This is a genomic window from Pseudomonas sp. P4_C8, assembly GCF_056401975.1.
The window spans coordinates 1-26,424 of sequence record NZ_JBFUIH010000021.1 but is presented as its reverse complement, the minus strand read 5'-3'; the positions used below and the strand labels follow the sequence as shown (position 1 = coordinate 26,424).

General features: G+C 59.3%; 24 protein-coding genes and 2 pseudogenes. 12 read left to right on the top strand and 14 right to left on the bottom strand.

Annotation, left to right across the window (positions count from 1 at the left end):
- Positions 1 to 23 precede the first annotated feature (23 nt).
- From spoT to AC1DWM_RS14840, 4 genes are all read right to left on the bottom strand, one after another.
- Entirely contained in the window at positions 24 to 2,129 is a 2,106-nt protein-coding gene (gene spoT, locus AC1DWM_RS14855) for a bifunctional GTP diphosphokinase/guanosine-3',5'-bis pyrophosphate 3'-pyrophosphohydrolase (protein ID WP_223521205.1), read from the bottom strand.
- Between the two features lie 57 nt (positions 2,130 to 2,186).
- Complete coding sequence (gene rpoZ / locus AC1DWM_RS14850) at positions 2,187 to 2,450, bottom strand: DNA-directed RNA polymerase subunit omega (protein WP_007894670.1); 264 nt, start codon at positions 2,448 to 2,450, stop codon at positions 2,187 to 2,189.
- 167 nt (positions 2,451 to 2,617) lie between these two features.
- Entirely contained in the window at positions 2,618 to 3,238 is a 621-nt protein-coding gene (gene gmk / locus AC1DWM_RS14845; RefSeq protein ID WP_223521204.1) for a guanylate kinase, read from the bottom strand.
- 12 nt (positions 3,239 to 3,250) lie between these two features.
- Complete coding sequence (locus AC1DWM_RS14840; RefSeq protein WP_223521203.1) at positions 3,251 to 4,114, bottom strand: YicC/YloC family endoribonuclease; 864 nt, start codon at positions 4,112 to 4,114, stop codon at positions 3,251 to 3,253.
- A 269-nt stretch (positions 4,115 to 4,383) separates the two neighbouring features.
- On the opposite strand from AC1DWM_RS14840, the gene rph reads away from it, so the two are divergent.
- The 3 genes from rph to gltS all read left to right on the top strand — a co-directional run bounded on the left by rph (position 4,384) and on the right by gltS (position 7,159).
- Positions 4,384 to 5,106, top strand: coding sequence for a ribonuclease PH (gene rph, locus AC1DWM_RS14835; RefSeq protein WP_071552787.1), 723 nt, complete (start codon positions 4,384 to 4,386; stop codon positions 5,104 to 5,106).
- Positions 5,107 to 5,134: 28 nt separating this feature from the next.
- Positions 5,135 to 5,503: a DUF4870 domain-containing protein gene (locus tag AC1DWM_RS14830; RefSeq protein ID WP_223521202.1), complete on the top strand. Its 369-nt coding sequence runs from the start codon at positions 5,135 to 5,137 to the stop codon at positions 5,501 to 5,503.
- Positions 5,504 to 5,953: 450 nt separating this feature from the next.
- Positions 5,954 to 7,159, top strand: coding sequence for a sodium/glutamate symporter (gene gltS / locus AC1DWM_RS14825; RefSeq protein WP_223521201.1), 1,206 nt, complete (start codon positions 5,954 to 5,956; stop codon positions 7,157 to 7,159).
- 131 nt (positions 7,160 to 7,290) lie between these two features.
- Here gltS and AC1DWM_RS14820 read toward each other — a convergent pair whose 3' ends face one another.
- Positions 7,291 to 8,070 (bottom strand): exodeoxyribonuclease III, encoded by a 780-nt coding sequence (locus AC1DWM_RS14820; RefSeq protein ID WP_007934608.1) that lies wholly within the window; start codon positions 8,068 to 8,070, stop codon positions 7,291 to 7,293.
- 82 nt (positions 8,071 to 8,152) lie between these two features.
- Here AC1DWM_RS14820 and pyrE point away from each other — a divergent pair, with 82 nt between their 5' ends.
- Positions 8,153 to 8,797: an orotate phosphoribosyltransferase gene (pyrE, locus tag AC1DWM_RS14815; RefSeq protein ID WP_077748578.1), complete on the top strand. Its 645-nt coding sequence runs from the start codon at positions 8,153 to 8,155 to the stop codon at positions 8,795 to 8,797.
- Positions 8,798 to 8,959: 162 nt separating this feature from the next.
- Here pyrE and argB read toward each other — a convergent pair whose 3' ends face one another.
- The 4 genes and pseudogenes from argB to coaBC all read right to left on the bottom strand — a co-directional run bounded on the left by argB (position 8,960) and on the right by coaBC (position 13,220).
- Positions 8,960 to 9,865, bottom strand: a complete 906-nt coding sequence (gene argB / locus AC1DWM_RS14810; RefSeq protein ID WP_046030681.1) for an acetylglutamate kinase — start codon at positions 9,863 to 9,865, stop codon at positions 8,960 to 8,962.
- 39 nt (positions 9,866 to 9,904) lie between these two features.
- Positions 9,905 to 11,281: pseudogene (locus AC1DWM_RS14805) on the bottom strand (phosphomannomutase/phosphoglucomutase); the annotation flags it as partial.
- Between the two features lie 269 nt (positions 11,282 to 11,550).
- A complete protein-coding gene (gene dut, locus AC1DWM_RS14800; protein ID WP_027926354.1) occupies positions 11,551 to 12,006 on the bottom strand; it encodes a dUTP diphosphatase in 456 nt (151 codons plus the stop codon).
- 5 nt (positions 12,007 to 12,011) lie between these two features.
- Positions 12,012 to 13,220: a bifunctional phosphopantothenoylcysteine decarboxylase/phosphopantothenate--cysteine ligase CoaBC gene (gene coaBC / locus AC1DWM_RS14795; protein ID WP_477795546.1), complete on the bottom strand. Its 1,209-nt coding sequence runs from the start codon at positions 13,218 to 13,220 to the stop codon at positions 12,012 to 12,014.
- 136 nt (positions 13,221 to 13,356) lie between these two features.
- On the opposite strand from coaBC, the gene radC reads away from it, so the two are divergent.
- Entirely contained in the window at positions 13,357 to 14,031 is a 675-nt protein-coding gene (gene radC, locus AC1DWM_RS14790) for a RadC family protein (RefSeq protein ID WP_223521200.1), read from the top strand.
- A gap of 131 nt (positions 14,032 to 14,162) precedes the next feature.
- Here the strand turns inward: radC and AC1DWM_RS14785 are convergent, their stop codons facing one another.
- Positions 14,163 to 15,752, bottom strand: coding sequence for an ABC transporter substrate-binding protein (locus AC1DWM_RS14785; RefSeq protein ID WP_477795504.1), 1,590 nt, complete (start codon positions 15,750 to 15,752; stop codon positions 14,163 to 14,165).
- Between the two features lie 446 nt (positions 15,753 to 16,198).
- On the opposite strand from AC1DWM_RS14785, the gene rpmB reads away from it, so the two are divergent.
- Together rpmB and rpmG are read left to right on the top strand one after the other, a co-directional pair.
- Positions 16,199 to 16,432: a 50S ribosomal protein L28 gene (rpmB, locus tag AC1DWM_RS14780; RefSeq protein ID WP_007894701.1), complete on the top strand. Its 234-nt coding sequence runs from the start codon at positions 16,199 to 16,201 to the stop codon at positions 16,430 to 16,432.
- An 11-nt stretch (positions 16,433 to 16,443) separates the two neighbouring features.
- Complete coding sequence (rpmG, locus tag AC1DWM_RS14775) at positions 16,444 to 16,599, top strand: 50S ribosomal protein L33 (protein WP_007894709.1); 156 nt, start codon at positions 16,444 to 16,446, stop codon at positions 16,597 to 16,599.
- A 187-nt stretch (positions 16,600 to 16,786) separates the two neighbouring features.
- Here rpmG and AC1DWM_RS14770 read toward each other — a convergent pair whose 3' ends face one another.
- Positions 16,787 to 17,149: a cupin domain-containing protein gene (locus AC1DWM_RS14770; protein ID WP_223521198.1), complete on the bottom strand. Its 363-nt coding sequence runs from the start codon at positions 17,147 to 17,149 to the stop codon at positions 16,787 to 16,789.
- Positions 17,150 to 17,374: 225 nt separating this feature from the next.
- On the opposite strand from AC1DWM_RS14770, the gene AC1DWM_RS14765 reads away from it, so the two are divergent.
- Together AC1DWM_RS14765 and AC1DWM_RS14760 are read left to right on the top strand one after the other, a co-directional pair.
- Positions 17,375 to 18,868 (top strand): aldehyde dehydrogenase, encoded by a 1,494-nt coding sequence (locus AC1DWM_RS14765; protein WP_477795503.1) that lies wholly within the window; start codon positions 17,375 to 17,377, stop codon positions 18,866 to 18,868.
- Positions 18,869 to 19,029: 161 nt separating this feature from the next.
- Positions 19,030 to 20,244 (top strand): MFS transporter, encoded by a 1,215-nt coding sequence (locus AC1DWM_RS14760; RefSeq protein ID WP_477795502.1) that lies wholly within the window; start codon positions 19,030 to 19,032, stop codon positions 20,242 to 20,244.
- On the opposite strand, the gene AC1DWM_RS14755 is transcribed toward AC1DWM_RS14760, so the two are convergent.
- On the bottom strand, positions 20,198 to 21,766 hold the full coding sequence (locus AC1DWM_RS14755; RefSeq protein WP_477795501.1) for a phospholipase D-like domain-containing protein: 1,569 nt from the start codon (positions 21,764 to 21,766) through the stop codon (positions 20,198 to 20,200). The genes AC1DWM_RS14760 and AC1DWM_RS14755 overlap by 47 nt on opposite strands.
- Positions 21,767 to 21,826: 60 nt before the next feature.
- Complete coding sequence (locus AC1DWM_RS14750; RefSeq protein WP_477795500.1) at positions 21,827 to 23,248, bottom strand: aminotransferase-like domain-containing protein; 1,422 nt, start codon at positions 23,246 to 23,248, stop codon at positions 21,827 to 21,829.
- Between the two features lie 178 nt (positions 23,249 to 23,426).
- Here AC1DWM_RS14750 and AC1DWM_RS14745 point away from each other — a divergent pair, with 178 nt between their 5' ends.
- Positions 23,427 to 23,672: a DUF1127 domain-containing protein gene (locus tag AC1DWM_RS14745; protein ID WP_223521193.1), complete on the top strand. Its 246-nt coding sequence runs from the start codon at positions 23,427 to 23,429 to the stop codon at positions 23,670 to 23,672.
- A gap of 143 nt (positions 23,673 to 23,815) precedes the next feature.
- Here the strand turns inward: AC1DWM_RS14745 and AC1DWM_RS14740 are convergent, their stop codons facing one another.
- Positions 23,816 to 25,129, bottom strand: coding sequence for an NAD(P)/FAD-dependent oxidoreductase (locus tag AC1DWM_RS14740; protein WP_223521192.1), 1,314 nt, complete (start codon positions 25,127 to 25,129; stop codon positions 23,816 to 23,818).
- Between the two features lie 147 nt (positions 25,130 to 25,276).
- Between AC1DWM_RS14740 and AC1DWM_RS14735 the strand changes: the two are divergent.
- A pseudogene (locus AC1DWM_RS14735) lies at positions 25,277 to 25,531 on the top strand (YkgJ family cysteine cluster protein); the annotation flags it as partial.
- Positions 25,532 to 25,658: 127 nt separating this feature from the next.
- Positions 25,659 to 26,424, top strand: a 766-nt coding sequence (locus AC1DWM_RS14730; RefSeq protein WP_477795545.1) for an IS110 family RNA-guided transposase, incomplete at its 3' end; no start/stop codon positions are given.

The following is a 26,424-nucleotide window of genomic DNA, read 5'->3' as shown; positions in this document are numbered from 1 at the left end:
ATGACTCCTTGTAATAGTGGGCTTTACGCACGCATGCGGGTGATGCGGATCACCCCGGTCAAGGCACGCAGTTTCTTGATCACGCGGGCCAGATGCACGCGGTCGTGCACGCTGACCACCAGTTGGACCACGCTGATGCGACCATCGCGTTCGTCCATGCTGATTTTTTCGATATTGCCGTCGGCCGCGTTGACGCTGCTGGCCAGCAGCGCGATCAGGCCGCGTTGGTGTTCCAGCTCGACACGCAGTTCGACGTTGAATTCGCCGGTGACATCCTTGGCCCACGAGAGCTGGATGCATTTTTCCGGGTTGTGGCGGATTTCGCTGATGTTGCGGCAGTTGTCCAGGTGCACAACCATGCCTTTGCCGGCGGACAGGTGACCGACAATCGGGTCGCCCGGGATCGGCGTGCAGCATTTGGCGTAACTGAGTACCAGGCCTTCGGTGCCGCGAATCGCCAGCGGACCTTCCGGGCTTGGCAACTGTTCGCCTTCGCCGAGCAGGCGGCGGGCGACCACGTAAGCCATGCGATTACCCAGACCGATGTCTTCCAGCAAGTCTTCGATCAATTCGAGGCGGTACTCGGCGAGCATCGCCTTGACGCGCTCGGCGGCGACTTTTTCCAGCGAGCTGTCGAAGCCGTTCAGTACCTTGTTCAGCAGACGCTCGCCGAGACTGATGGACTCGGAGCGGCGTTGCAGTTTTAGCGCATGGCGGATGTGCGTCCGCGCCTTGCCGGTGACCACGAAGTTGAGCCATGCCGGGTTCGGCCGAGCGCCGGGAGCGCTGACGATCTCGACCGTGGAGCCGCTTTGCAGCGGTTCGGACAGCGGTGCGAGACGACGATTGATCCGACAGGCAATGCAGCTGTTGCCCACGTCGGTGTGCACTGCGTAAGCGAAGTCGACCGCCGTGGAGCCTTTGGGCAGCTCCATGATCCGGCCTTTGGGCGTGAACACGTAGACCTCGTCCGGGAACAGGTCGATCTTCACGCTTTCGATGAACTCCAGCGAGTTGCCGGCCCGTTGCTGCATTTCCAGCACGCCTTTGACCCACTGGCGGGCGCGGGCATGCGTGCCTTTTGGCTGCTCATCGCCGCTGGATTTGTACAGCCAATGGGCGGCGATGCCGTTGTTGGCCATCTCTTCCATTTCACGGGTGCGGATCTGGATCTCGATCGGAACACCGTGCATGCCGAACAACGTGGTGTGCAGCGACTGATAGCCGTTGGCCTTGGGGATCGCGATGTAGTCCTTGAAGCGCCCCGGCAACGGTTTGTACAAATTATGTACAGCACCCAGCACGCGATAGCAGGTGTCGACCTTGTCGACGATGATCCGGAACGCGTACACGTCCATGATCTCGTTGAAGGCCCGACGCTTGCCGCGCATTTTCTTGTAGATGCCGTAGAGGTGTTTCTGACGACCGCTGACCTCGCCCTGAATGCCGTCGATGGCCAGGCAGTGGCTGAGAGACTCTTCGATCTTGTTGACGATTTCCTTGCGGTTGCCCCGGGCGCGTTTGACCGCCTGGTTGATCCGAGCGGAACGCATCGGGTGCATGGCCTTGAAGCCGAGGTCTTCGAATTCTATGCGGATGGCGTGCATGCCCAGCCGGTTGGCGATGGGCGCATAGATTTCCAGGGTTTCCTTGGCGATCCGCCGGCGTTTTTCACCGGACAGCACTTCCAGCGTGCGCATGTTGTGCAAGCGGTCGGCGAGCTTGACCAGGATCACGCGAATGTCGCGTGCCATGGCCATGGCCATTTTCTGGAAGTTTTCGGCCTGGGCTTCGGCTTTGGTCTCGAAGTTCATCTGGGTCAGTTTGCTGACCCCGTCGACCAGTTCGGCCACGGTTTCGCCGAACTGCGCTTGCAGCGCCTCTTTGGCAATACCGGTGTCTTCGATCACGTCATGCAGCATCGCGGCCATCAGGCTCTGATGGTCCATGTGCATGTCGGCAAGAATATTCGCCACCGCAAGAGGATGCGTGACGTACGCCTCACCGCTACGCCGGCGTTGACCGTCGTGGGCTTGTTCGGCGTAGAAATACGCTCGGCGGACCAGGTTGACCTGGTCCTTGCCGAGGTAGGTCGATAAGCGATCGGCGAGGGCGTCTATGCTCGGCATGATAATTCCTGCCGTAAGCTGTGACCCCGCGCCGTGCTACGTCGACCAGGCATAGGCTTAGACGGCCTCGTTGGACTCGTCCTCGAACGCTGCGAACAGCGGTTCGTCTTCGACGATTTCAGCATTGGCGATGAACTCGTAGCTCATCAGGCCTTCAGCGATTTCACGCAGCGCTACCACGGTAGGCTTGTCGTTTTCCCACTGAACCAGTGGCTCTTTGCCGCCGGTGGCCAGTTGACGGGCACGCTTGGTGGACAGCATGACCAGTTCAAAACGGTTTTCCACGTGGTTCAGGCAGTCTTCAACGGTTACGCGGGCCATGGTATTCCTCGGAGCGAATGCAATATGCGCGCTGCCCGGGTGGGCGAGCGGACTAGACAGTTTAAAAAATCACCAGCGATTAGGGAAGCGCTGATTTTTTGACCAAGCCCTTCAACGCGCTGCAAGTGCCAATGTAAAGCCCTTGCAGCAGTTTTGGGAAGTGCTGTTTAGCCGAGCAATTCGGCCAAAAGTTTTCCGTTACGCTGCTGCTGACGCTTTTGATGCAGCTGATTGGCGCGGAATATCGCCTGCAAATCGCTCAAGGCGTGGGCGAAATCGTCGTTGATGATCAGGTAGTCGTAGTCGACGTAGTGGCTCATTTCGCTGACGGCTTCACGCATCCGGCCATCTATGACCTCTTCGCTATCCTGGCCGCGATTGTTCAGGCGCTGGTGCAAGGCTTGCAGGGACGGCGGCAGAATGAAGATCGAGCGCGCCTGGGGCATCAACTTGCGTACTTGCTCTGCACCCTGCCAGTCGATTTCCAGGATCAAGTCGTGGCCTTCGTCCAGCGTCTGCTGCAGATGGCTTTGCGAAGTGCCGTAGAGATTGCCGAACACCTCGGCGCGCTCCAGGAAATCCCCGTGCTCGATCATCTTCACGAAGTCGCTGCGGTCGACGAAGTGGTAATTCACGCCATTCACTTCACCGGGGCGCATGGCGCGGGTGGTATGGGAGACCGAGACACGGATCTCCTGATCTGCGTCGGTCAAGGCCTTGACCAGGCTGCTCTTGCCCGCGCCCGAAGGGGCGGAAATGATGTACAGGGTGCCGGTGCTGTGGGTCATGTCGGGTTTGCCTTACTCAATATTCTGCACTTGTTCGCGCATCTGCTCGATCAACACTTTGAGGTTGACCGCCGCTTGGGTGCTGCGCGGGTCGAAGGCTTTGGAGCCCAGTGTGTTGGCTTCGCGGTTGAGTTCCTGCATCAGGAAGTCCAGGCGCCGACCAGCAGCGCCACCGGATTTGAGCACCCGGCGAACTTCGATGATGTGAGTGCTCAGGCGATCCAGTTCTTCGGCGACGTCGCTCTTTTGCGCGAGCATGACCATTTCCTGCTCCAGCCGCTGCGGGTCCAGGTCGGCCTTCATGTCGGCGAAGCGGTCGAGGATTTTCTGGCGTTGGGTGGCGAGCATCTGCGGAACCAGTTCGCGCAGGGTGACGACGTCTTCTTCAATGGAGGTCAAGCGATCGTTGATCAGCCGTGCCAGCTCCGCGCCTTCGCGCTCGCGGCCAGCCTTGAGCTCTTTCAGGCCTTCGTTGAACAGCGCCAATGCTTCGGCATTCAAGGCTTGCGGGTCGGTGGCATCACCCACCAGCACGCCGGGCCAGGCCAGCACTTCCAGCGGGTTGAGCGCTGCTGGATTTTTGATCAGACCGGCGATCGTCTCGGCGGCGGCGACCAATTGTGCGGCGCGCTCGCGGTCCACTTGCAGCGGTTTATCGGTGTTTTCTTCGGTGAAACGCAGGGTGCACTCAAGCTTGCCCCGGGAGATGCCCTGGCGCAGGGCCTCGCGGACTGCGCCTTCGAGGTCGCGAAAGGATTCCGGCAGGCGCAAGTGCGGCTCCAGGTAGCGGCTGTTGACCGAGCGCAGTTCCCAGCTCAGGGTGCCTTGGGTGCCGGCTTTTTCAACGCGGGCGAAGGCGGTCATGCTGTGCACCATGGAGGTACCTCGCAAGTCAGGTCGATGCGTTACCAAAGGTTTCGCGGACCCGATATCTGTGAATGAAAGCCGACAGGCAGCAAAGGCGCAGGATTGTAGCGCAGTGGGGCGGATGCGCCCAAACACACGCTGTGACAAAGGGCTGCAAGCCGTCGGCAAAGCGCGGTTCAGGGCCTTCGGTCGTCGGGTGAATTTTTTAGAAGTGCCCAGTCGTGGCCGGCGGCTCTATAATGCTCGGCAGTTTTCCGTCCCCCGTACAGGTATTCCCTATGAAACGTCCAAGTGGTCGCGCTGCCGATCAGCTCCGCTCGATCCGCATTACCCGCAACTACACCAAACACGCCGAGGGTTCTGTACTGGTCGAGTTCGGTGATACCAAAGTCATCTGCACCGTCAGCGTCGAAAACGGCGTACCGCGTTTCCTCAAAGGTCAGGGCCAAGGCTGGTTGACCGCCGAATACGGCATGCTGCCGCGCGCCACCGGCGAGCGTAACCAGCGTGAAGCGAGCCGCGGCAAGCAAGGCGGCCGTACCCTGGAAATCCAGCGCCTGATCGGTCGTTCCCTGCGCGCTGCGCTGGACATGTCCAAGCTGGGCGACGTCACCCTTTACGTCGACTGCGACGTGATCCAGGCTGACGGCGGCACCCGCACCGCGTCCATCACCGGCGCCATGGTTGCGCTGGTCGATGCCTTGAAAGTGATCAAGAAGCGCGGCGGCCTGAAAGGCGGCGACCCGTTGAAGCAAATGATCGCTGCCGTTTCCGTGGGCATGTATCAGGGCGAGCCTGTGCTTGACCTCGACTACCTGGAAGACTCGGCTGCCGAGACCGACCTGAACGTGGTGATGACCAGCACGGGCGGCTTCATCGAAGTCCAGGGCACTGCCGAAGGCGCACCATTCCAGCCTGAAGAGCTGAACGCTATGCTGGAACTGGCGAAGAAAGGCATGACCGAAATCTTCGACTTGCAGAAGGCTGCACTGGCCGACTGATCGGATGGAACCACACAAGGAGGGCGTTATGAGTGACGAGCAACAGGTTCTTCCCACCCCGAGCAAAGAAGTTCGGCAGTGGGCGATGTTTTGTCACTTGTCCGCCTTGCTGGGGATCTGGATTCCGTTCGGTACGCTGATCGGCCCGCTGATTCTCTGGCAGATGAAGCGTGAGATGGACCCGTTCGTTGATGCGCAGGGCAAGGAAGCGCTGAACTTTCAGATCACCGTCGCCATTGCTTCCGCTATCTGCTTCTTGCTGATGGTGGTGATCGTCGGGTTCTTCCTGTTGGGTCTGGTTGCGATTGGTGCGTTGGTGCTGACGATCATTGCTGGCGTGAAGGCTAATGAAGGGTTTCCCTATCGTTACCCATTCACCTGGCGCCTGATCAAATAACGACCAGCGCGGCTCCCGCATTGAAAAGTCAGTGCGCACAAGCAACCCACAGCATTCAGACTGTGTGAAAACGCAGTTAGCCGCGGTTTAAAACAAATGCCCCGAACTCTCGGGGCATTTGTTTTGTAACAACAGATTAATTTCTCTAGCCATTTATGGTGGTTGCCATTTGCGGTATTCAGGCGCCGTAAATATTTACCGCGCATGTATATATGTCGCTCTTACACTTTTAGTCACAACTGCAAAGCTTCATCACTGCCTATGCGCTGGCAACTCGACTTGGTGGTTGATAAAGTTGCCGCAAGTAAATTTCATCAAGAAATATTTCGATATATTCAGACCATTGACGGTCCTTGAATCTAAACCAATCAGTGTTGAGACAATCAACCTGTTCAAGGGGCGTGTCCAGGTAAAAAGTTCGCCCCTGAATATATATCCAAGAATATCCCAATGATTCAGCTCGATTTTTACGGAACACTTGTGGCCGCCTCTTTAGTACTGTTACTGGGGCGCGGACTTGTCGCACGTGTTGGTTTTTTACGCGCCTACAATATCCCGGAGCCCGTAGCAGGCGGCTTGGTGGTTGCCCTGGTTCTGTTGACTTTGCGCACCTTTGACATTGAAGTCCGGTTTGATACTTCACTGCAAACTCCCTTGATGTTGGCGTTCTTTGCCACCATTGGCTTGAGTGCAGACTTCGCCAGCTTGAAGAAAGGCGGGCGTGTAGTGGGGGTTTTTCTACTGGTCGTCACTGGGCTTTTGGTGGTCCAGAATGCCATGGGCATCGGGCTCGCAAAGGCGTTGGGGCTCGATCCCTTGATGGGTCTGCTGACCGGCTCGATTACGTTGTCGGGCGGTCACGGTACAGGCGCGGCGTGGGGAGCGACGTTCAGTGAGAAGTTTGGTCTGGCTTCCGCCTCTGAACTTGCAATGGCCTCTGCGACGTTTGGCTTGGTGCTGGGCGGTTTGATTGGTGGTCCGGTCGCTCGCCTGCTCATCAAGCGTGTCCAGACACCCGGCTTTGAGCAAGAAAAACCACGGATGCCAAAGGGCTTTGAGCAGCCGAACAAAGAGCGCTCGATCACGCCATTTACGTTTATCGAGACACTCGCTCTGATCGCGGTCAGCCTGCTGGCAGGCTCTCTCCTGAATGGCGCGCTGCGCGAAACCGCATTTGAGTTGCCGACCTTCGTTTGCGTCTTGTTCGTGGGTGTGGTTTTACGGAACGGGCTTTCAGCACTTGGCTTGTATCAAGTGTTTGAGCGTGAAGTCTCCGTGCTGGGGAATGTCAGCTTGTCGCTGTTTCTGGCGATCGCTCTGATGTCGCTCAAGTTGTGGGATCTGGCTTCACTGGCTTTGCCGTTCTTCATCATCCTGGCAGCGCAAACGTTGGTCATGGCACTGTTTGCGATTTTCGTGACGTTCAGGGTCATGGGTAGCAACTACGATGCGGCGGTACTGGCGGCAGGGCACTGCGGTTTTGGTCTGGGTGCCACGCCAACGGCCATCGCCAACATGCAAGCGGTGACACAGCGCTTCGGGGCTTCGCAGATAGCGTTCCTGGTGGTGCCAATGGTGGGGGCTTTCTTCATCGACATCATTAATGTCATCGTGATCAAGTTGTACCTTGCGCTGCCGTTCTTTGCCGCTGCTTGAAGGTTCGATCACTGTTAACGATCCATAAAAAATGCCCGTATCTTGCGATACGGGCATTTTTTTTTTGGCTGGCTGACTGCCGGATTTTCACAGGTCTGAGCGATGTCCGCTTTTTGTCTGCGAAAAAGGGCTTAGATGGTCAGCGTCCAGTCGTAGTCCACGATCAGCGGTGCGTGCTGCGAGAACCGCGGCTGACGTGGCAGGCGTGCGCTACGAACAAAGCGGCGCAGGCCCGGGGTCAGCAACTGGTAGTCGAAACGCCAGCCCAGGTTGAGCATCTCAGCCTGTTCGTTGTCCGGCCACCAGCTGTACTGGTCGCCTTCACGGCTGACTTCGCGCAGGGCATCGACATACCCCATGTTGCCGACAATCTCGTCCATCCAGGCACGTTCAGGTGCCAGGAAGCCCGGAGATTGCTGGCTGTCACGCCAGTTCTTGATATCCAGCTTCTGTTGCGCCACGTACAGCGAGCCACAGTAAATGTACTCGCGACGTTTGCGTCGCTGTTTATCCAGATAACGGGCGAAGTCGTCCATTAGCTTGAACTTCTGGTTCAAGTCTTCATCGCCGTTCTGCCCCGAAGGGAGCAGCAAGGTCGCGATGCTGACCTTGTCGAAATCGGCTTGCAGGTAACGCCCGTAGCGGTCGGCCGTCTCGAAGCCGAGACCGCTGATGACTGCCTTCGGTTGCAACCGCGAATACAAAGCCACGCCACCTTGGGCAGGAACTTCGGCTTCGCAGGCATAAAGGAAGTAGCCATCCAGTTGGAAGGCTGGATCGTCCAGTTCAAAGGCGGAGGCGCGGGTGTCCTGCAGGCAGATGACGTCGGCATTCTGTGCTTGCAGCCAACTGAGCAAACCACGCTCGACTGCAGCCTGAATACCATTGACGTTCACACTGATGATCCGCATAAATGGCCCCAAAAATCGCGTGCGTGTATGATACACGGCGTCAACCTAATTAGCTAAATCCGTGGTATTTGGGGTTTTTTTCATGCAAGCGTATCAGCGCGATTTCATTCGTTTTGCCATCGATCGCGGCGTTTTGCGCTTCGGTGAGTTCACCCTGAAGTCCGGGCGCACCAGTCCTTACTTCTTCAATGCCGGCCTGTTCAACACGGGTTCGGCCCTTGCACAGCTGGGTCGTTTCTATGCGGCAGCCATCGTCGAGAGCGGTATTTCGTTCGACGTACTGTTCGGCCCGGCCTACAAAGGCATCCCGCTGGCAGCGACCACCGCCGTGGCCCTGGCCGAACATCACGGGCGCGATCTGCCGTGGTGTTTCAACCGCAAAGAAGCCAAGGCCCACGGCGAAGGTGGCAGCCTGGTCGGCGCACCACTGACCGGCGACGTGCTGATCATCGACGACGTGATCACCGCCGGCACCGCAATACGTGAAGTGATGCAGATCATCGCCTCCCAGGACGGCGCCAAGGCCAAGGGCGTGCTGATCGCCCTGAACCGTCAGGAGCGTGGCAACGGTGAGTTGTCGGCGATCCAGGAAGTGGAGCGTGACTTCGGCATTCCGGTGATCAGCATCGTTTCGCTGAACCAGGTGCTCGAATTCCTGGCGGACGATCCGCAGCTCAAGCAGCATTTGCCGGCCGTAGAGGCGTACCGCGCCCAGTTCGGCGTCTAGCACCGACCTGTAGAAGCAAGGCTTGCCCGCGATTGATACGCCGAGGTGTATCAGATGCACCGCGTTATCGTTCATCGCGGGCGAGCCTTGCTCCCACAGGGATCGCAGGCAAAAAAAGACCCCGCTCAGCCAGGCTGAGCGGGGTCTTTTTGTATGTACTGCTTAAGGGCGCTTGCGATTACTGATCAACGTACCCACACCAGTATCGGTGAAGATTTCCAGCAAAATCGCATTCGGAACCCGACCATCAATGATCAACGAGCTACCAACACCGCCCTGAACCGCTTCCAGCGCGCAACGGATCTTCGGCAGCATGCCGCCATAGATGGTGCCGTCGGCGATCAAATCGTCGACTTGCTGGGTCGTCAGGCCGGTCAAGACCGTGCCCGACTTGTCCATCAGGCCGGCGATGTTGGTCAGCAGCATCAGCTTTTCAGCTTTCAACGCTTCGGCGACTTTACCGGCCACCAGGTCGGCGTTGATGTTGTAGGACTCACCGTTGGCGCCAACACCGATAGGCGCGATTACCGGGATGAAATCGCCTTTTACCAGCAGGTTCAGCAGATCGGTGTTGATGCCGACTACTTCGCCAACATGGCCGATGTCGATGATTTCCGGTTGGGTCATCTCCGGGGTCTGGCGGGTGACGGTGAGCTTTTTCGCGCGAATCAGCTCGGCGTCTTTACCGGTCAGGCCGATGGCGCTGCCGCCGTGACGGTTGATCAGGTTGACGATGTCCTTGTTGACCTGACCGCCGAGGACCATTTCCACCACGTCCATGGTCGCGGCGTCGGTGACGCGCATGCCATCGACAAAGTGGCTCTCGATCGACAGACGCTTGAGCAGGTCGCCGATTTGCGGGCCGCCACCGTGAACCACCACCGGGTTAATGCCCACGGCTTTCATCAGCACGATGTCGCGGGCGAAGCCGGTTTTCAGCTCCTCGCTTTCCATCGCGTTGCCGCCGTATTTGATCACCAGCGTCTTGCCGACATAGCGGCGAATGTAAGGCAGCGCTTCGGACAGGACCTTGGCGGTGTTGGCGGCGGCTTCGCGTTCGAGGGTCATTCAGGGCTCCGGCACTTCAATAAAATGCGCTTCAATCAATCAAAACGGTAGTTGGAGGTCAGGTGCAACACGTTTCAGCTGGGTGTGGAACACGTCCTTGATGCGCTGCAATTCAGCTTCATCATCGGCCTCGAAACGCAGCACCAGCACCGGTGTGGTGTTGGAGGCGCGCACCAGGCCCCAGCCTTTGGCGTAGTCGACTCGCACGCCGTCGATGGTGGTCAGGTCAGCGCCTTCGCCCCACTTCGCATCGTGCAGTGCATCAATGATGCTGAATTTGCTCTCTTCGGTCACATGGATATTGATTTCAGGCGTAGAAATATCGTTCGGGAAGGTCTCGAACAGCTCTTGCGCGGTGGATTTTTCCTTGCTGAGGATCTCCAGCAGCCGCGCGGCGCTGTAAATGCCATCGTCGAAACCGAACCAGCGCTCCTTGAAGAAGATGTGCCCGCTCATTTCACCGGCCAACAGCGCGCCGGATTGTTTCATTTTCTTTTTGATCAACGAGTGACCGGTCTTCCACATTAACGGACGACCGCCATATTCCTTGATCAGCGGAATCAGGCGACGGGTGCATTTGACGTCGAAGATGATTTCCGCGTCAGGGTTGCGCGCCACAACATCGCGGGCGAACAGCATCAGCAAGCGGTCCGGGTAGACGATGCTGCCGGTGTTGGTCACCACACCAACACGGTCGCCATCGCCATCGAAGGCCAGGCCGATGTCGGCCTTGGTTTCCTTGACCTTGGCGATCAGGTCGACGAGGTTTTCAGGCTTGCCCGGGTCTGGATGATGGTTCGGGAAGTTGCCGTCGACTTCGCAGAACAGCGGGATGACTTCGCAATTCAGCGCTTCGATCAGTTGCGGGGCGATCACGCCGGCCGCGCCGTTGCCGCAGTCGACCACGACTTTCAGGCGACGGGCCAGTTTGATGTCCTGGACGATTTCGGTGTTGTAGCGGTCGAGGATTTCGACCTTGGTCACGCTGCCTTTGCCGCTGCTCAGGTTGTGGGTCTTGAGGCGGTCGTGCAGGGCCTGGATCTGTTCGTTGGCCAAGGTGTCGCCAGCGATGACGATCTTGAAGCCGTTGTAGTTCGACGGGTTGTGGCTGCCGGTGAGCATCACCCCGGATTTACCGGCCAGTACGTTGGCGGCGTAGTACAGCGCCGGCGTTGGTACCAGGCCGACGTCGCTGACGTGACAACCGGCATCGGCCAGGCCTTTGATCAGTTGTTCGACCAGTTCCGGGCCGGACAGGCGACCATCGCGACCAACGGAAACGTTTGGCTCGTCCTGCGCCAGGCTTTGGGCGCCAATGGCGCGACCGAGCCAGTAAGCGGTTTCAGCGTTCAAGAACTCCGGGACGGTGCCGCGAATGTCGTAGGCGCGAAAGATGCTGTCGGGGAACTTGGGTGCGACTTGGGCGGGGGTGTTCATCTGTAGGAATGCTCCATCTCGAAAGTGACTGGACAGGCCTGCTTGGTACGCTTCGGCCGGCTCAAACTGAAGGGTATGACGGCGTTTTTCACAGAGAGTTCGTGGTGCGAAAAGGCCATGTCACTAACTCCGGCAAGTATATGGCCGGCAATGCCTTGATTTTCAGCAATAAAACTTTCAAATGAAGCTTGTGCTACCTCAGCAACAAACCTGTGGGAGCGAGCAGGCTCGCTCCCACAATGAAGTCATCAATGGCTGCCGGAATGTCCGAAACCGCCCGTGCCGCGCTGGGTTTCGACGAATTCTTCGACCATCTCGAAATGCGCTTGAACCACTGGTACCAGCACCAATTGAGCCAGACGCTCGCCAACGACCATGGTGAATTCGGTCTGGCCACGGTTCCAGCAGGACACCATCAACGGGCCCTGATAATCGGAGTCGATCAAGCCGACCAGGTTGCCCAGCACAATGCCGTGCTTATGACCCAGGCCAGAGCGCGGCAGAATCAGGGCAGCCAAGCCCGGATCACCGATGTAGACCGACAGGCCGGTCGGGATCAGCACGGTTTCACCCGGTTTGATGACAATGTCTTTTTCCAGCATGGCGCGCAGGTCGAGGCCGGCGGAGCCTGGCGTGGCGTACTGCGGTAACGGGAATTCGGTACCGATGCGGGGGTCGAGGATCTTGGCTTGCAAAGCGTGCATGTAAATTAAACCTGGTTCAGACGTTCGGCGATAAAAGTGATCAGCTGGCGAGCAATCTTGCTCTTGCTGGTCTGGGCGAAAAGTGTGGCGTGAAGCTCACGGTCGATCACGCTGCAGGCGTTTTCTTCGCTGTTGAAGCCAATGCTCGGGTTGGCGACGTCGTTGGCGACGATCAAATCGAGGTTCTTGTCTTTCAACTTGCGGGCAGCGTAGTCGAGCAAGTGTTCGGTTTCGGCAGCGAAACCGACACTGAACGGACGGTCGGGGCGCATGGCGATGGTGGCCAGGATGTCCGGGTTGCGCACCATCTGTAGCAACAAGCCGTCGCCGTTCGTAGGGTCTTTCTTGAGTTTCTGTGGGGCCACGACTTCCGGACGGTAGTCTGCGACCGCTGCCGAGGCGATGAACAGGTCGCAAGGAATCGCGGCTTCGCAGGCGGCGAGCATGTCGCGGGCGCTGACCACGTCGATGCGCGTGACGCGATCCGGCGTTGGCAGGTGCACCGGGCCTGTGATCAGGGTTACGCGGGCACCGGCTTCTACCGCGGCTTCGGCCAGGGCGAAGCCCATTTTCCCGGAGCTGTGGTTGGTGATGTAACGCACCGGGTCGATGTTTTCCTGGGTCGGCCCGGCGGTGATCAGCACGTGTTTGCCGGTCAGCGCCTGGCGCTGGAAGCAGTCCGCCGCGCACTGGGCGAGTTCGACGGCTTCGAGCATGCGGCCCAGGCCAACGTCGCCGCAGGCCTGGCTGCCGGAGGCTGGGCCGAAGGCTTTGATGTCGCGGCTTTCGAGGGTTTGCAGGTTGGCCTGGGTCGCCGGATCGCGCCACATGGCCTGGTTCATCGCCGGGGCGACAGCGACCACGGCGTCGGTGGCCAGCACCAGCGTGGTCAGCAGGTCGTCGGCAATGCCCTGTGCCAGACGGGCGATCAGGTCCGCGGTAGCGGGGGCGATCAGCACCATATCGGCCCATTTGGCCAGCTCGATGTGGCCCATTGCAGCTTCAGCCGCCGGGTCCAGCAGGTCGAGGTGAACCGGGTGTCCAGACAAGGCCTGCATGGTCAGCGGGGTGATGAACTCGCTGCCGCCACGGGTCATGACTACGCGCACTTCGGCGCCCTGGTCGATCAGGCGGCGAACCAGGTCGGCACTCTTGTAGGCAGCAATGCCGCCGCCGACGCCCAGAACGATGCGTTTCCGATACAGCCGCTGCATAGGTCTGCCTTTCATTTCGTTGATGACTGCATGGCGAGACCCCCTCCCCAGGGATGAAATCGCCAGCAAAAAAGATGGGCTACGATATCACAGCGACCGCTACGGAACAGCGGCGCCCATATTCCAGGGAGGTGCTATGAGTATTCGTGATTGGCCGGCGGCGGAGCGACCGCGGGAGAGGCTGCTTGAGTTGGGCTCGGCAAGTCTTTCAGACGCCGAATTGCTGGCGATTTTTTTACGGACCGGCGTGTCGGGTAAAAGCGCGGTGGACCTGGCTCGACACCTGTTGAATCAGTTTGGCAGCCTGCGCTCATTGCTTGAGGCCGATCAGGTCGCGTTCAGCAGGCAACTGGGGCTCGGGCCAGCGAAATTCGCTCAGTTGCAAGCGGCGCAGGAGATGGGCCGGCGGCATTTGGCCGAGTGCGCACGCAAAAAATCAGCGCTGGAAAATCCGCAGGCCGTTCGGGATTACCTGAAATCGATGCTGCGCCACGAGCCCCACGAGGTGTTCGGCTGTTTGTTTCTGGATTCCAGGCATCAAGTGCTGACTTTTGAAGTGCTATTTCGCGGCTCCATCGACAACACCAGCGTTTATCCGCGCCAAGTGGTCAAGCGTGCTTTAGCTCACAACGCCGCTGCGCTGATCCTGTGCCACAACCATCCGTCGGGCAACTCCGACCCCAGCCAGGCCGACCGATTGCTGACCAAGCGCCTGCAGGAGGCGCTGGGCCTGATCGATGTGCGGGTGCTCGACCATTTCATCATCGGCGACGGCGACCCGCTGTCCATGGCCGAGTACGGGTGGATGTAGGAGGAAGGGGAGTCAAGCAAGATCCTGTAGGAGCTGGCTTGCCAGCGAAAGCGGTGTGTCAGTCACATCGATGCTGGATGTGCCGCCGCCTTCGCTGGCAAGCCAGCTCCTACAAGGATTTGTGTTGGTGCTTATGGCTTGAGGTTGACCTTCGAGTAATCCTGGCGGCCAAACGGGCTCACCGCATAACCCTCGACATCCTTGCGCGTCAGCGCAAACGCCGTCGGGTGCGCCAACGGCAGCCACAGCGCCTGCTGCTGGATCTGCGCCTGCGCCTGCTCATAGAGCTTGGTGCGCACACCTTGCTCACCAGTGGTCTTGCCAGCACTGATCAGCTTGTCCAGGTCCTGATTGCAGTAGCGGGCGAAGTTGGTGCCGGACTTGACCGCTGCGCAGGAAAACTGCGGTGTGAGGAAGTTGTCCGGATCGCCGTTGTCGCCTGCCCAGCCCATGAACAGCAGGTCATGCTCGCCGGCCTTGGCGCGGCGGATCAGCTCGCCCCACTCGATCACCCGGATTTCGGCCTGAATGCCGATTTGCGCGAGGTCGGACTGCAGCAGTTGAGCGCCGAGGCTCGGGTTGGGGTTCAGCGTGCTGCCGGAAGGGCGGGTCCAGATGGTGGTCTGAAAGCCATCCTTGAGGCCGGCCTTGGCCATCAAAGCCTTGGCCTTCTCAATGTCGTGCGGGTAACCCGGCAAGCTTTTGGCGTAGCTCCAGGTGTTCGGCGGGTACGGGCCGTTGGCGGGCTGGGCGGTGTCCTCGAACACGGCTTTGACGTAGTTGGCCTTGTCGAAGGCGAGGTTGATCGCCTGACGCACTTCCGGCTTGTCCAGCGGCGGGTGCTGGCTGTTGATGCCGACGAAAGCGGTCATGAACGCGTCGGTTTTTTCCACTTTAAGCTCTGGCTCTTTCAGTGCGGCTTGTACGTCCAGAGGCTTGGGCGACAGGGCGATCTGGCACTCATTGCGACGCAATTTCTGCAAGCGCACGTTGGCGTCCGGGGTGATCGCGAAGATCAACGGGTCCACCGAGACCTTGCCGCCGAAGTAGTCCGGGTTGGCCTTGTAGCGAATTGACGCGTCTTTCTGGAAGCGCGAGAACACAAACGGGCCGGTACCGATTGGCTGACTGTTGAGTTTTTCCGCCGTACCGGCCTTCATCAGCTTGTCGGCGTACTCGGCGGAGTAGATCGAGGCGAACCCCATGCTCAGGGTCGCGAGGAAGGTCGAGTCCGGGTGATCGAGGGTGAAGCGTACGGTCAGCGGGTCCAGTGCGTCGATCTTCTTGATCAGCACGGGCAATTGCATCGATTGCGCATGCGGGAAGCCGCTCTGGGCGACTTTGTGCCATGGGTTGGCCGGGTCGAGCATGCGCTCGAAGCTGAAGATCACGTCTTCGGCGGTCAGGTCACGCGTCGGGCTGAAGTATTCGGTGCGGTGGAATGGCACCTGCGGATGCAGTTTGAACACGTAGGTCAGGCCATCGGGGGTGACCTCCCAGCTGTCCGCGAGGCTGGCGACCACTTTGCCGCTGGCGGTGTCGAAGTCCACCAAGCGGTTCATCAGCACGTCGGCGGAGGCGTTGGTGGTGGTCAGCGAGTTATATTGCACCACGTCGAACCCTTCAGGACTGGCCTCGGTGCAGACAGTCAGGGCCGCGGCCATGGCCTGTGGGCCCAGCAGCAATGGGGCGAGCAAGAGGGGTAGGGCAGCGAGGCGCATGGTCGGATTCCTTTACAGATCGAAGGCCCATCTGCAAGTGCAGTCTGGAAAAGGCTTACCCTAGTAGGCTCTTTTGCAAATGACTATCCCCTTTTTCATTTTAAGGGGAGTATGTGCGATTGTTTTCAGTGGGCATGGGCTGAAAAAAATCCTGAATCGGCGGGTTGGCCGATTCTCTGCGACGAGTGGTCTTTATCGACGATAGCCTTTATCCAGGGCGCTCGTGGCCCGAAAAACGGGGTTTTTATGAAGTCTGTGCACACGGAATGTTGTTGCTCTCCAGTCTTTCTGGTATAAAGCAGCGCTCTTTTCTAGGGGCCCGGTTCCTTCACTGTAGGTGTAGCCGGTAAGACCTCTAAAGAAACGCGGCGCCTGGCGCCAAATGACTGAGAGATTAAGCGGCCAACCCATGCCGGGTTGGGCATGTGGTTTTAGAGGGCTGAGGCATGTCGAGAGTATGTCAAGTTACCGGTAAGGGTCCGGTGACTGGGAATAACATTTCCCACGCAAACAACAAAACCCGTCGTCGTTTCCTGCCGAACCTGCAGCATCACCGCTTCTGGGTTGAAGAAGAGAAACGTTTCGTGCGTCTGCGCGTATCTGCCAAAGGCATGCGTATCATCGACAAGCGTGGCATCACTGTCGTGCTGGCCGAAATCCGCAAAGCCGGCAAGATCTAAGGGAGCTAATCATGCGTGAATTGATTCGTTTGATTTCGAGCGCCGGTACTGGTCACTTCTACACTACCGACAAGAACAAGCGTACTACCCCGGACAAAATCGAGATCAAGAAATTTGATCCGGTTGTTCGCAAGCACGTGATCTACAAAGAAGGCAAAATCAAGTAATTGATTTTTCCCTCTTACGAAAAAGGCCCGTATCGCGAGATACGGGCCTTTTTTGTTGCCTGAATTGTGGGGCCTGACAGGGCCTCATCGCGGGCAAGCCTCGCTCCTACAGGTTTTGTGATCGACACAGATCGCTGTAGGAGCATGGCTTGCCCGCGATTGAGGTCAGCCAGGACAACCTGAATCTTCAGGCCTTCTGCTCAAACGCCACATAAATCTTGCGGCACGGCTCCAGCACTTCCCAGGTGCCCCGGAACCCGGCCGGAATCACGAAGCGGTCACCTGCGCGCAGGGTTTTGCTGTTGCCGTCGTTGTCACGCAGCACTGAAACCCCTTGAACGATTTCGCAGTATTCGTGTTCGGTGAAATTCACGGTCCATTGCCCGACTGCACCTTCCCAAACGCCAGCATTCAACTGCCCGCACGGGCTGTTGTAGTGGTTGTACACCGCTTGTTCCGGGTCGCCCTTGAGGACTTTCATCGGGTCCGGCCGATAGCGCTCGGGCGCGGTCGTGGCCTGGCTGAAGTCGACGACATCCTGGATATTCATTGTTGTAATTTCCCGTGATTGCCTGAAAGATCAAAGTCTATGTTTATTAAAATGAACATCGCAAGGCCGTTTGACGGCCTTATGTCAAATATATTGAAACTTCACCTGCCGCTGGTTTAGGGTGACAGTTGCCTTGGGCCGAAAAGCAGGCTGGCCGGGCAGAATTCCTGACAGCGCCCGCGAAGACCGCGCAGCGTTCGTATTCAATAAGAGGAGGACACTCGAATGACCACCCTGACTCGTGCCGATTGGGAGCAACGGGCTCGCGATCTGAAGATCGAAGGCCGCGCCTACATCAATGGCGAATACACCGATGCTGTCTCCGCCGAGACCTTCGAGTGCATCAGCCCGGTCGATGGCCGTCTGCTGGGCAAGATTGCCAGCTGTGACGCCGCCGACGCCCAGCGCGCTGTTGAAAACGCTCGCTCCACCTTCAATTCCGGCGTCTGGTCGCGCCTGGCGCCGACCAAACGCAAAGCCACCATGATCCGTTTCGCCGGCCTGTTGAAGCAAAATGCAGAAGAGCTGGCGCTGCTTGAAACCCTGGACATGGGCAAGYCGATCAGCGATTCCCTGTACATCGACGTTCCCGGCGCGGCGCAAGCCCTGAGCTGGAGCGGTGAAGCCATCGACAAGATCTACGACGAAGTCGCGGCCACCCCGCATGATCAGCTGGGTCTGGTGACTCGCGAGCCGGTCGGTGTTGTGGGTGCCATCGTGCCGTGGAACTTCCCGCTGATGATGGCCTGCTGGAAACTCGGCCCTGCGCTGTCCACCGGTAACTCGGTGATCCTCAAGCCGTCGGAAAAATCTCCGCTGACGGCCATTCGCATCGCTGCGCTGGCCGTTGAAGCCGGCATTCCGAAAGGCGTGCTGAACGTGCTGCCAGGTTACGGTCACACCGTCGGCAAGGCCCTGGCCCTGCACAACGATGTGGACACGCTGGTGTTCACCGGTTCGACCAAGATCGCCAAGCAATTGCTGATCTACTCGGGCGAGTCGAACATGAAGCGCGTCTGGCTCGAAGCCGGCGGCAAGAGCCCGAACATCGTGTTCGCCGATGCCCCGGACCTGCAAGCCGCTGCCGAAGCCGCTGCCGGCGCCATCGCCTTCAACCAGGGCGAAGTGTGCACCGCCGGTTCGCGCCTGCTGGTCGAGCGTTCGATCAAGGATAAATTCCTGCCGCTGGTGATCGAGGCCCTGAAAACCTGGAAACCGGGCAACCCACTGGATCCGGCGACCAACGTCGGCGCGCTGGTCGATACCCAGCAGATGAACACCGTGCTGTCCTACATTGAGTCGGGTCATGCCGATGGCGCCAAACTGGTGGCCGGAGGCAAGCGCACGCTTCAGGAAACCGGTGGCACTTACGTTGAGCCGACGATTTTCGACGGTGTGAGCAATGCGATGAAAATCGCTCAGGAAGAAATCTTTGGGCCAGTGTTGTCGGTCATTGCTTTCGACACCGCCGAAGAAGCTATCGCGATTGCCAACGACACGCCGTACGGCCTCGCCGCAGCGGTGTGGACCAAGGACATCTCCAAGGCTCACCTGACCGCCCGTGCGCTGCGTGCGGGTAGCGTTTGGGTCAACCAGTACGATGGTGGCGACATGACCGCGCCGTTCGGTGGCTTCAAGCAGTCCGGTAACGGCCGCRACAAGTCGCTGCACGCGTTCGACAAGTACACCGAGCTGAAGGCGACCTGGATCAAGTTGTAAGTCGGTTTTCTTAACGACGTAGATCCCTTGTGGGAGCGAGCCTGCTCGCGAAGACGGTGTATCAGTCAACAGTGATGTTGAATGTGCTGGCCTCTTCGCGAGCAGGCTCGCTCCCACATTGGTTTGTGTCGTGCCAAAAAATATCCACAGGAGCGTGGAAGATGCGTTGGGCGACTTATTTCGCCGTGTTGGCGTCTGTCTTGAGTGTCGGCCTGGCCCTGGGTGTCAGCATGCCGCTGGTATCGTTTCGCCTGGAAAGCTGGGGTTACGGCTCGTTCGCTATCGGCGTGATGGCCGCTATGCCGGCCATTGGCGTCTTGCTGGGGGCGAAGATCTCCAGCCATCTGGCCGCGCGTCTGGGCACGGCCAATCTGATGCGCCTGTGCTTGTGGGCCGGGGCGTTGTCCATCGGTTTGCTGGCGTTGTTGCCGAGTTACCCGATCTGGCTGGTATTGCGGCTGATGATCGGGGTGATCCTGACGCTGGTGTTCATTCTCGGTGAAAGCTGGATCAACCAGCTTGTGGTCGAACAGTGGCGGGGGCGGCTGGTGGCGCTGTATGGCTGCAGCTATGCGCTGAGCCAACTCGCCGGGCCTGTGTTGCTGGGCGTTCTGGGCACTGAACACGATTACGGATTTTGGGTCGGTGTCGGCTTGCTGATGACGGCACCGTTGCTGTTGTTGGGTCGCAGCGGTGCACCCACCAGCGAAGCGAGTGGGGTGACATTCGGCGATTTGTGGGTTTTCTGTCGTGGCCTACCGGCGATTGCCTGGGCGGTGTCGCTGTTCGCAGCGTTCGAGGCGATGATCCTGACCTTGTTGCCGGTGTATTGCCTGCGTCAGGGCTTCACCACGGACATCGCCCTGGCGATGGTCAGTACCGTGGTGGTCGGTGATGCGTTGCTGCAATTGCCGATTGGTGCGCTGGCGGATCGCTTGTCGCGCCGCACGCTTTTCACTGGCTGCGCAGTGGTCTTGCTGCTGTCGAGCCTGGCGATCCCGTTGTTGATCGACACGCTGCTGATCTGGCCGTTGTGGGTGCTGTTTGGCGCCAGTGCGGGCGGTTTGTTCACCTTGTCACTGATCCTGATCGGCGAGCGCTATCGCGACGATGCGCTGGTGCGCGCCAATGCTCATGTCGCGCAGCTATGGGGGATCGGTTGCCTGGTCGGACCGTTGGCGGCGGGGGCGGGTAGCCAATGGATCAGCGGGCATGCGTTGCCGTTGCTGATGGCGGCGGGGGCATTGGGGTTGGTGAAGCCAATACAGATGCCGAATGACACACCGCCATCGCGAGCAGGCTCACTCCTACAGAGATTTATATCGTCTGTCAGAGCATCCGCTCCAGGCCGACCGTGGTGCTCATCCATGCGTTGAAACGTCTCCACCAGCTCCCCGGTTCCCTGGTCAGGGTATGTAACTTGCCGTCGTCTTCGGTGACCCACACAACCTGACCATCCTCCAGCTTCGCCTCATAGCTCAGCGTTGGCGCCATGCCCTGCATGGCCAGTTCGCGGACCTGCGCAGCCAGTTCGGGACTGTCCACCAGCACCCCGACTTCGGTGTTCCACAGCACAGAGCGCGGATCGAAATTGAACGAGCCAACGAAGGATTTCTGCTGGTCGAAGATCATCGCCTTGCTGTGCAGGCTGGAGTCGGAGCCCTGGTAGGTGGAGCGTCCGAAAAAGTGCGGCCCGCTGCCTCCGCCTTTACCCGGTTGGCGGCGCAGTTCGTACAACTTCACGCCGTGTTCCAGCAGCGCCTTGCGATACGGTGCATAGCCGCCATGTACGGCGGGTACGTCCGTGGCCTCCAGTGAGTTGGTCAGCAAACTCACGGATACCCCGGCATCGGCGCGCCCGGTCAGGTACACCAGGCCCGGCTGGCCGGGGACGAAGTAGGCCGAGGTCATGATCAGCTCTTTGCTCACGCCGTTGAGCTCGGGTGCCAGTTGCGTGGTCAGCAACAAGTGCGGGTCTGGCTCGCCGTCTGCCAGCACCTTGCTCGGTGCGTCCCACAACGCCTGCCCCCAGGCCCAGATCAATTCTCGACGCCAGATGTCCAGGCGCGGGTGCGTCTTGAAGGTCATCAGTTGCTGATACAGCGCATGGTTCTGTTTGCGCGTCTCAGCGAGCGATGCCTCCAGGCGGGCTCGGGTGTTTTGCAAGTCCCGGGCCGTCGGTTTGCTGGACAGGAATTGTTCGATCGGCTTGCTCAGCGCGCTGTTCCAGTACTGATCAAAACTGTGCCCGAGTTGTTCGGCTACCGGACCGACGCCGAGCATGTCGATGTCGGTGAAGTTCAGGTTGGGCTCGGCATCGAAATACTCGTCACCCAGATTGCGCCCGCCCACGATCGCCATGCTGTTGTCCGCCAGCCACAGCTTGTTGTGCATGCGTCGGTGTTGCTGTGACAGGTTGAACAGGCGGCCCATGGTGCGTGTCACGCCGGTGCTGCGACCCAGGTGTAACGGGTTGAACACGCGGATCTGGATGTTCGAGTGTGCAGCGAGGGTGGCGATGAGCTGATCCTGGCCATCGCTGGTGGTGTCGTCGAGCAGGACCCTGACGCGCACGCCGCGATGAGCTGCTTTGAGTAGTTCCTCCACCAGCATTCGTGTGCTGATGCCGTCTTGCACGATGTAGTACTGCAAATCGAGGCTGCTTTGCGCGTTGCGGATCAGCTCGGCGCGGGCCGTGAAGGCTTCGGTGCTGTCGGACAGCAGGCGAAAGCCCGACCGGCCCTCATGAGGCGCGGCCTGCGCCTGGACCGACCGGCCAAACGCCGAGTCACTGGCGGGCAGCGCCTGGCTCGGCTGGCGCTGAACATCAACGCTGGCGCAGCCGCTGAGGAACGAGGCGAATAGCAGAAGAGCGAGCAGGGGCTGTCTGACTCTCAAGTGGGATCGTTCCGATTGGCGGCAGGTGTCGGCATATGGACGCTGGTTTCCCGAGAAAAGTCAGTCAGTTTCCGCTAACAGCTTGATCGCCGCCGCACCGACCTTGCGCACCGCTTCTTCGATCTGCGGCGTTGGCTTGGCAGCGTAGTTCATGCGCAGGCAGTTGCGGTACTTGCCCGACGCGGAAAAAATGCTGCCGACGGCAATCTGTACGCCTTGATCGTGCAACGCACGATTCAGTTTCAGGGTGTCGAAGCCTTCCGGCAGCTCAACCCACAGCATGAAGCTGCCTTGTGGGCGGCTGGCGCGAGTGCCGGCCGGGAAGTAGCGCGTGACCCAGTCGATCATCACGTCGCGATTACGCTGGTATTGCGTGCGCATCCGCCGCAAATGTGGCTCGAAATGCCCGGCCTTGAGAAATTCGGCAATCGCGATTTGCGGTTGTGGCGCGGTGGAGCCGGTGCTGATGTATTTCATGTGCAGCACGCGTTCCAGATAACGGCCGGGCGCTACCCAGCCGATGCGTAATCCGGGTGCAAGGGTCTTGGAAAACGAACTGCACAGCAGGACTCGGCCGTCTTCGTCGAAGGATTTGATCGTGCGCGGGCGCGGATAGGTGTAGGCCAGTTCGCCATACACATCGTCTTCGATAATCGCCACGTCGAAACGCTGTGCGAGCGTCAACAACGCGCGTTTGCGCGACTCCGGCATGATGTAGCCCAGCGGGTTATTGCAGTTGGGAGTCAGCTGTATGACTTTGATCGGCCACTGCTCCAGCGCCAGTTCCAGCGCATCGAGACTGATGCCGGTGAGCGGGTCGGTGGGAATCTCCAGCGCTTTCATCCCCAGCCCCTTGAGGGTTTGCATGGCGCCGTGAAAGCTCGGTGAGTCCACGGCCACGATGTCCCCCGGCTCGCAGATCGCCCGGATGCTGGTGGACAACGCTTCATGGCACCCGGTCGTGACCACCAGATCGCTGGCGTTCAACTGGCAACCGGAATCGAGCATCAGGCGCGCGATCTGCTCGCGCAGTTCGAGGGTGCCGTGGATATTGTCGTAATACAGACCGGGCATGTCCTGGCGGCGGCTGATACGCGCGAGGTTGCGCAGCAGCGGCTTCATGGTCGGGGTGGTGATGTCCGGCATGCCGCGACCCAGTTGCACCACGTCTTTGCGTGGCACCGCGCGAATCAGTTCCAGCACCTGGTCCCATTGCGAAATATCCACCGGTCGCTGGGCCGGGCGCCCAATGGCTGGCAGCTCCGGCAGTTCGCGCCCCACCGGCACGAAGTAGCCCGACTTGGGTTTTGGCGTCGCCAGACCACTGTCTTCCAGCACGCGATAGGCCTGCTGCACGGTGCTCAGGCTGACGCCATGTTCGACACTCAGTGCCCGCACCGAGGGCAGTCGGTCACCGGGGCGATAGAAGCCCTGTTCGATACGCGTGCCGAGCAATTCGGCGAGGTTGACGTAAAGGGTCATGGTGCAGTCTCGGTGTGGGTGATTCGGTAAACCAATACAGATCGAGGCAAAAATCAGGATTCAGACGCAGGAACGCAAAATCTGTATGGAATTAATACTCGCTTGTTGAATCTGTAATGCTTTTCGTCGTCCACGCATCATGAAAGCTCTGGCTACCCAAGTAAACAGGAGCAATCAAATGAACGGCTTGAGCGATGTGCGGCTGACGTTACACAGTCAGGAACTGGTGAGAGGGCAAGACAACGGTGCACGTGAGGCGCAGATGCGCAATGCGCCGTCCGGCCTGAGTCGCTGGGGTCTGTTCTGGCATCGTCTGCACACGCGCAAGGCGTTGCTGGCGCTGACGCCGGAGCAGCTCAGGGATGTGGGGCTGACGCGGGAGCAGGCGCGGGAGGAGGGGCTTAAGCCTTTCTGGAGGATCTGATTTTTGTGGTGTTCTTTCGGGCCAATCGCGAGCAGGCTCGCTCCCACATTGGATCTTCAGCGAACACAGATTTGTGAGCACCAAAGATCAACTGTGGGAGCGAGCCTGCTCGCGATGGCGCCAGTACAGGCGCCATCAATCCCTCAGACTAACTCTTTCAGCCGATGCCACAACATCCCCAACGCCAACAACGGCGAACGCAAATGCCTGCCACCCGGAAAGGTGATGTGCGGCACCTTGGCAAACAGATCAAACCCGCCACCCTGCTGCCCACTGATCGCCTCAGCCAGCAACTTGCCCGCCAAATGCGTGGCATTCACCCCATGACCGGAATAGGCCTGGGCGTAATACACATTCGGCTGGTCTTTAAGCCGGCCAATCTGCGGTAGCCGGTTGGCGCCGATGCCGATCATCCCGCCCCATTGATAGTCGATCTTCACCGAGCCCAATTGCGGGAAGACTTCCAGCATCTTCGGGCGCATGTACGCGGCGATGTCTTTCGGATCGCGGCCTGAATAGTGGCAGGCGCCACCAAACAGCAAGCGTCGGTCCGCCGAGAGTCGGTAGTAATCCAGTGCCACCCGCTGATCGCAGACCGCCATGTTCTGCGGCAGAAGGGCGTGCGCCAGTTCTTCGCTCAACGGCTCGGTGGCAATGATGTAGCTGCCTGCCGGCAGCACCTTGCCGCTGAGTTCGGGGTTGAGTTCATTGAGGTAGGCGTTGCAGCCCAATACCAGCGTCTTCGCACGGACCGAGCCTTGGGCCGTGTGGACTTTAATCACCGGGCCATAATCGATTCGGGTGACCGCCGATTGTTCGAACAGTATCGCCCCCATTTCCTGGGCCGCCGCCGCTTCGCCCAGTGCCAGGTTCAGCGGATGCAGATGCCCCGAGCCCATGTCGATCAGGCCGCCGACGTAACGGTCGGAACCCACCACCGAGTGCATTTCATTGGCCTGCAGCAGGCGGGTTTCATAACGGTAACCGAGGCTGCGCAGCTCTTCGGCGTCTTCGGCGAAGCCTTGGAGTTCGCGGGGCTTGTTGGCCAGATCGCAATAACCCCAGGTCAGGTCGCAGGGGATCTGAAAACGCTTGACGCGCTGTCGGACGATTTCCACGGCCTCAAGGCCCATGAGTTTCATCTGGCGCACGCCGTCTGCGCCGATCACCTTCGCGAATTGATCAAGGCCATGACCGACACCCCGAATCAACTGCCCGCCATTGCGCCCGCTGGCGCCCCAGCCGATTTTGTGGGCTTCGAGCAGGATGACGCTCAAACCACGTTCAGCCAGTTCAAGCGCTGTGTTCAGCCCGGAGAACCCGCCGCCGACCACGCACACATCCGCCACCAGATCACCTCTGAGCACCGGATAGTCGGGTTGCGGCAGGCTGCTGGCGGCGTAGTAAGAGGCGATGTGCTGGTGGCTTGGAACGGATTGCTGAGCACCGGCGTTCATGTGCGTGTTCCCGATTCTGGCGTCTGGAAAATTTGACGGAGCATAAGCCGGACCTTCGGATGCGGGCAACATTGGTCGGCTGCTGCTGTATGGATCCGTGCCTTTGCTTCAGAATCGCGCTCTATTCCGCTTTTGGTCACCGCTTCAATGAGCTGCAACAGTCAGAAAATCCGTACGCTACGACAGCAGATCCCCTCGTTCGAGTGTGTGCCCGGCTGCCATGACTGCTGTGGGCCGGTGACCACCTCGCCGGAAGAAATGTCCCGCCTGCCGCGCAAGACTCGCGCCGAGCAGGACGCGGCGATGGATGAGCTCAATTGCGTGCACCTTGGGCCGAACGGCTGCACGGTGTATGACGAGCGCCCGCTGATTTGCCGGTTGTTTGGCACCACCAAGACCTTGTAATTGGATGGACTCGCCCACGCCGAGGCGTCAATGCGCCACGGTGGCAGTCTAAGAAGCCAACGGCAGCGAGGGCGAGTCCATGAAAAAGAATACGACGCTTAAACAGTCCCTGTCTTCAACCGATGTGTCGGCCTGTACGACAGTGGCGGTCGATCTTGCCAAGCAGGTCTTTCAGGTCGCAGGCGAAGACGCTCTGGGCCAGGTGCTTTATGAAGAACGCCTCAAATCGCGTGAAGCTTTCCACGCCTTTTTGCGCAAGCTGCCGCCCAACATTGTTGTGCTGATGGAAACCGGGCCAGGTGCTCAAGCTTGGGCACGACAGCTACAGGCTCAGGGCAATTTGGCGCGAATTCTGCCGGCCCAGCTTGTAGCCAAGCACCGCACCGGCGCGAAAAATGATCGCAACGATGTGTTGGCCATTTTGCGTGCGAACCGGGACCAAAAAATTATCGCGGTACCGATCAAAAGTGCCTCCGCCCTGGCAATGCAGGCATTGCACCGTGCCCGGCAAGGTTATGTACGTCGGCGCACCGCCACCAGTAATCAGATGCGTGGGCTACTGATGGAACATGGCGTTGCCTTGGCACAAGGTGATGTTGCTATCAGTCAAACCCTGCCTCGGGTGCTGGAAGATGCCACCCAACCGCTGCCGGACATGTTGCGAGAGCTGATCGACGAGTTGCTGGGCGAATGGCGTCAGTTAGGCGAGCGGATCAACGTGTTGACCGGTCGCTTGGAGGCMGCTGCGAAGGAGGATGAAACAGCCAGACGGCTGATGACCGTACGCGGTGTCGGACCGATCATCGCCACGGCGATACTGGCCAAACAGACCGAGCCGGAGCGCTTCGCCGATGCACGTCGCTTCGCTGCCTACTTTGGCCTGGTGCCTG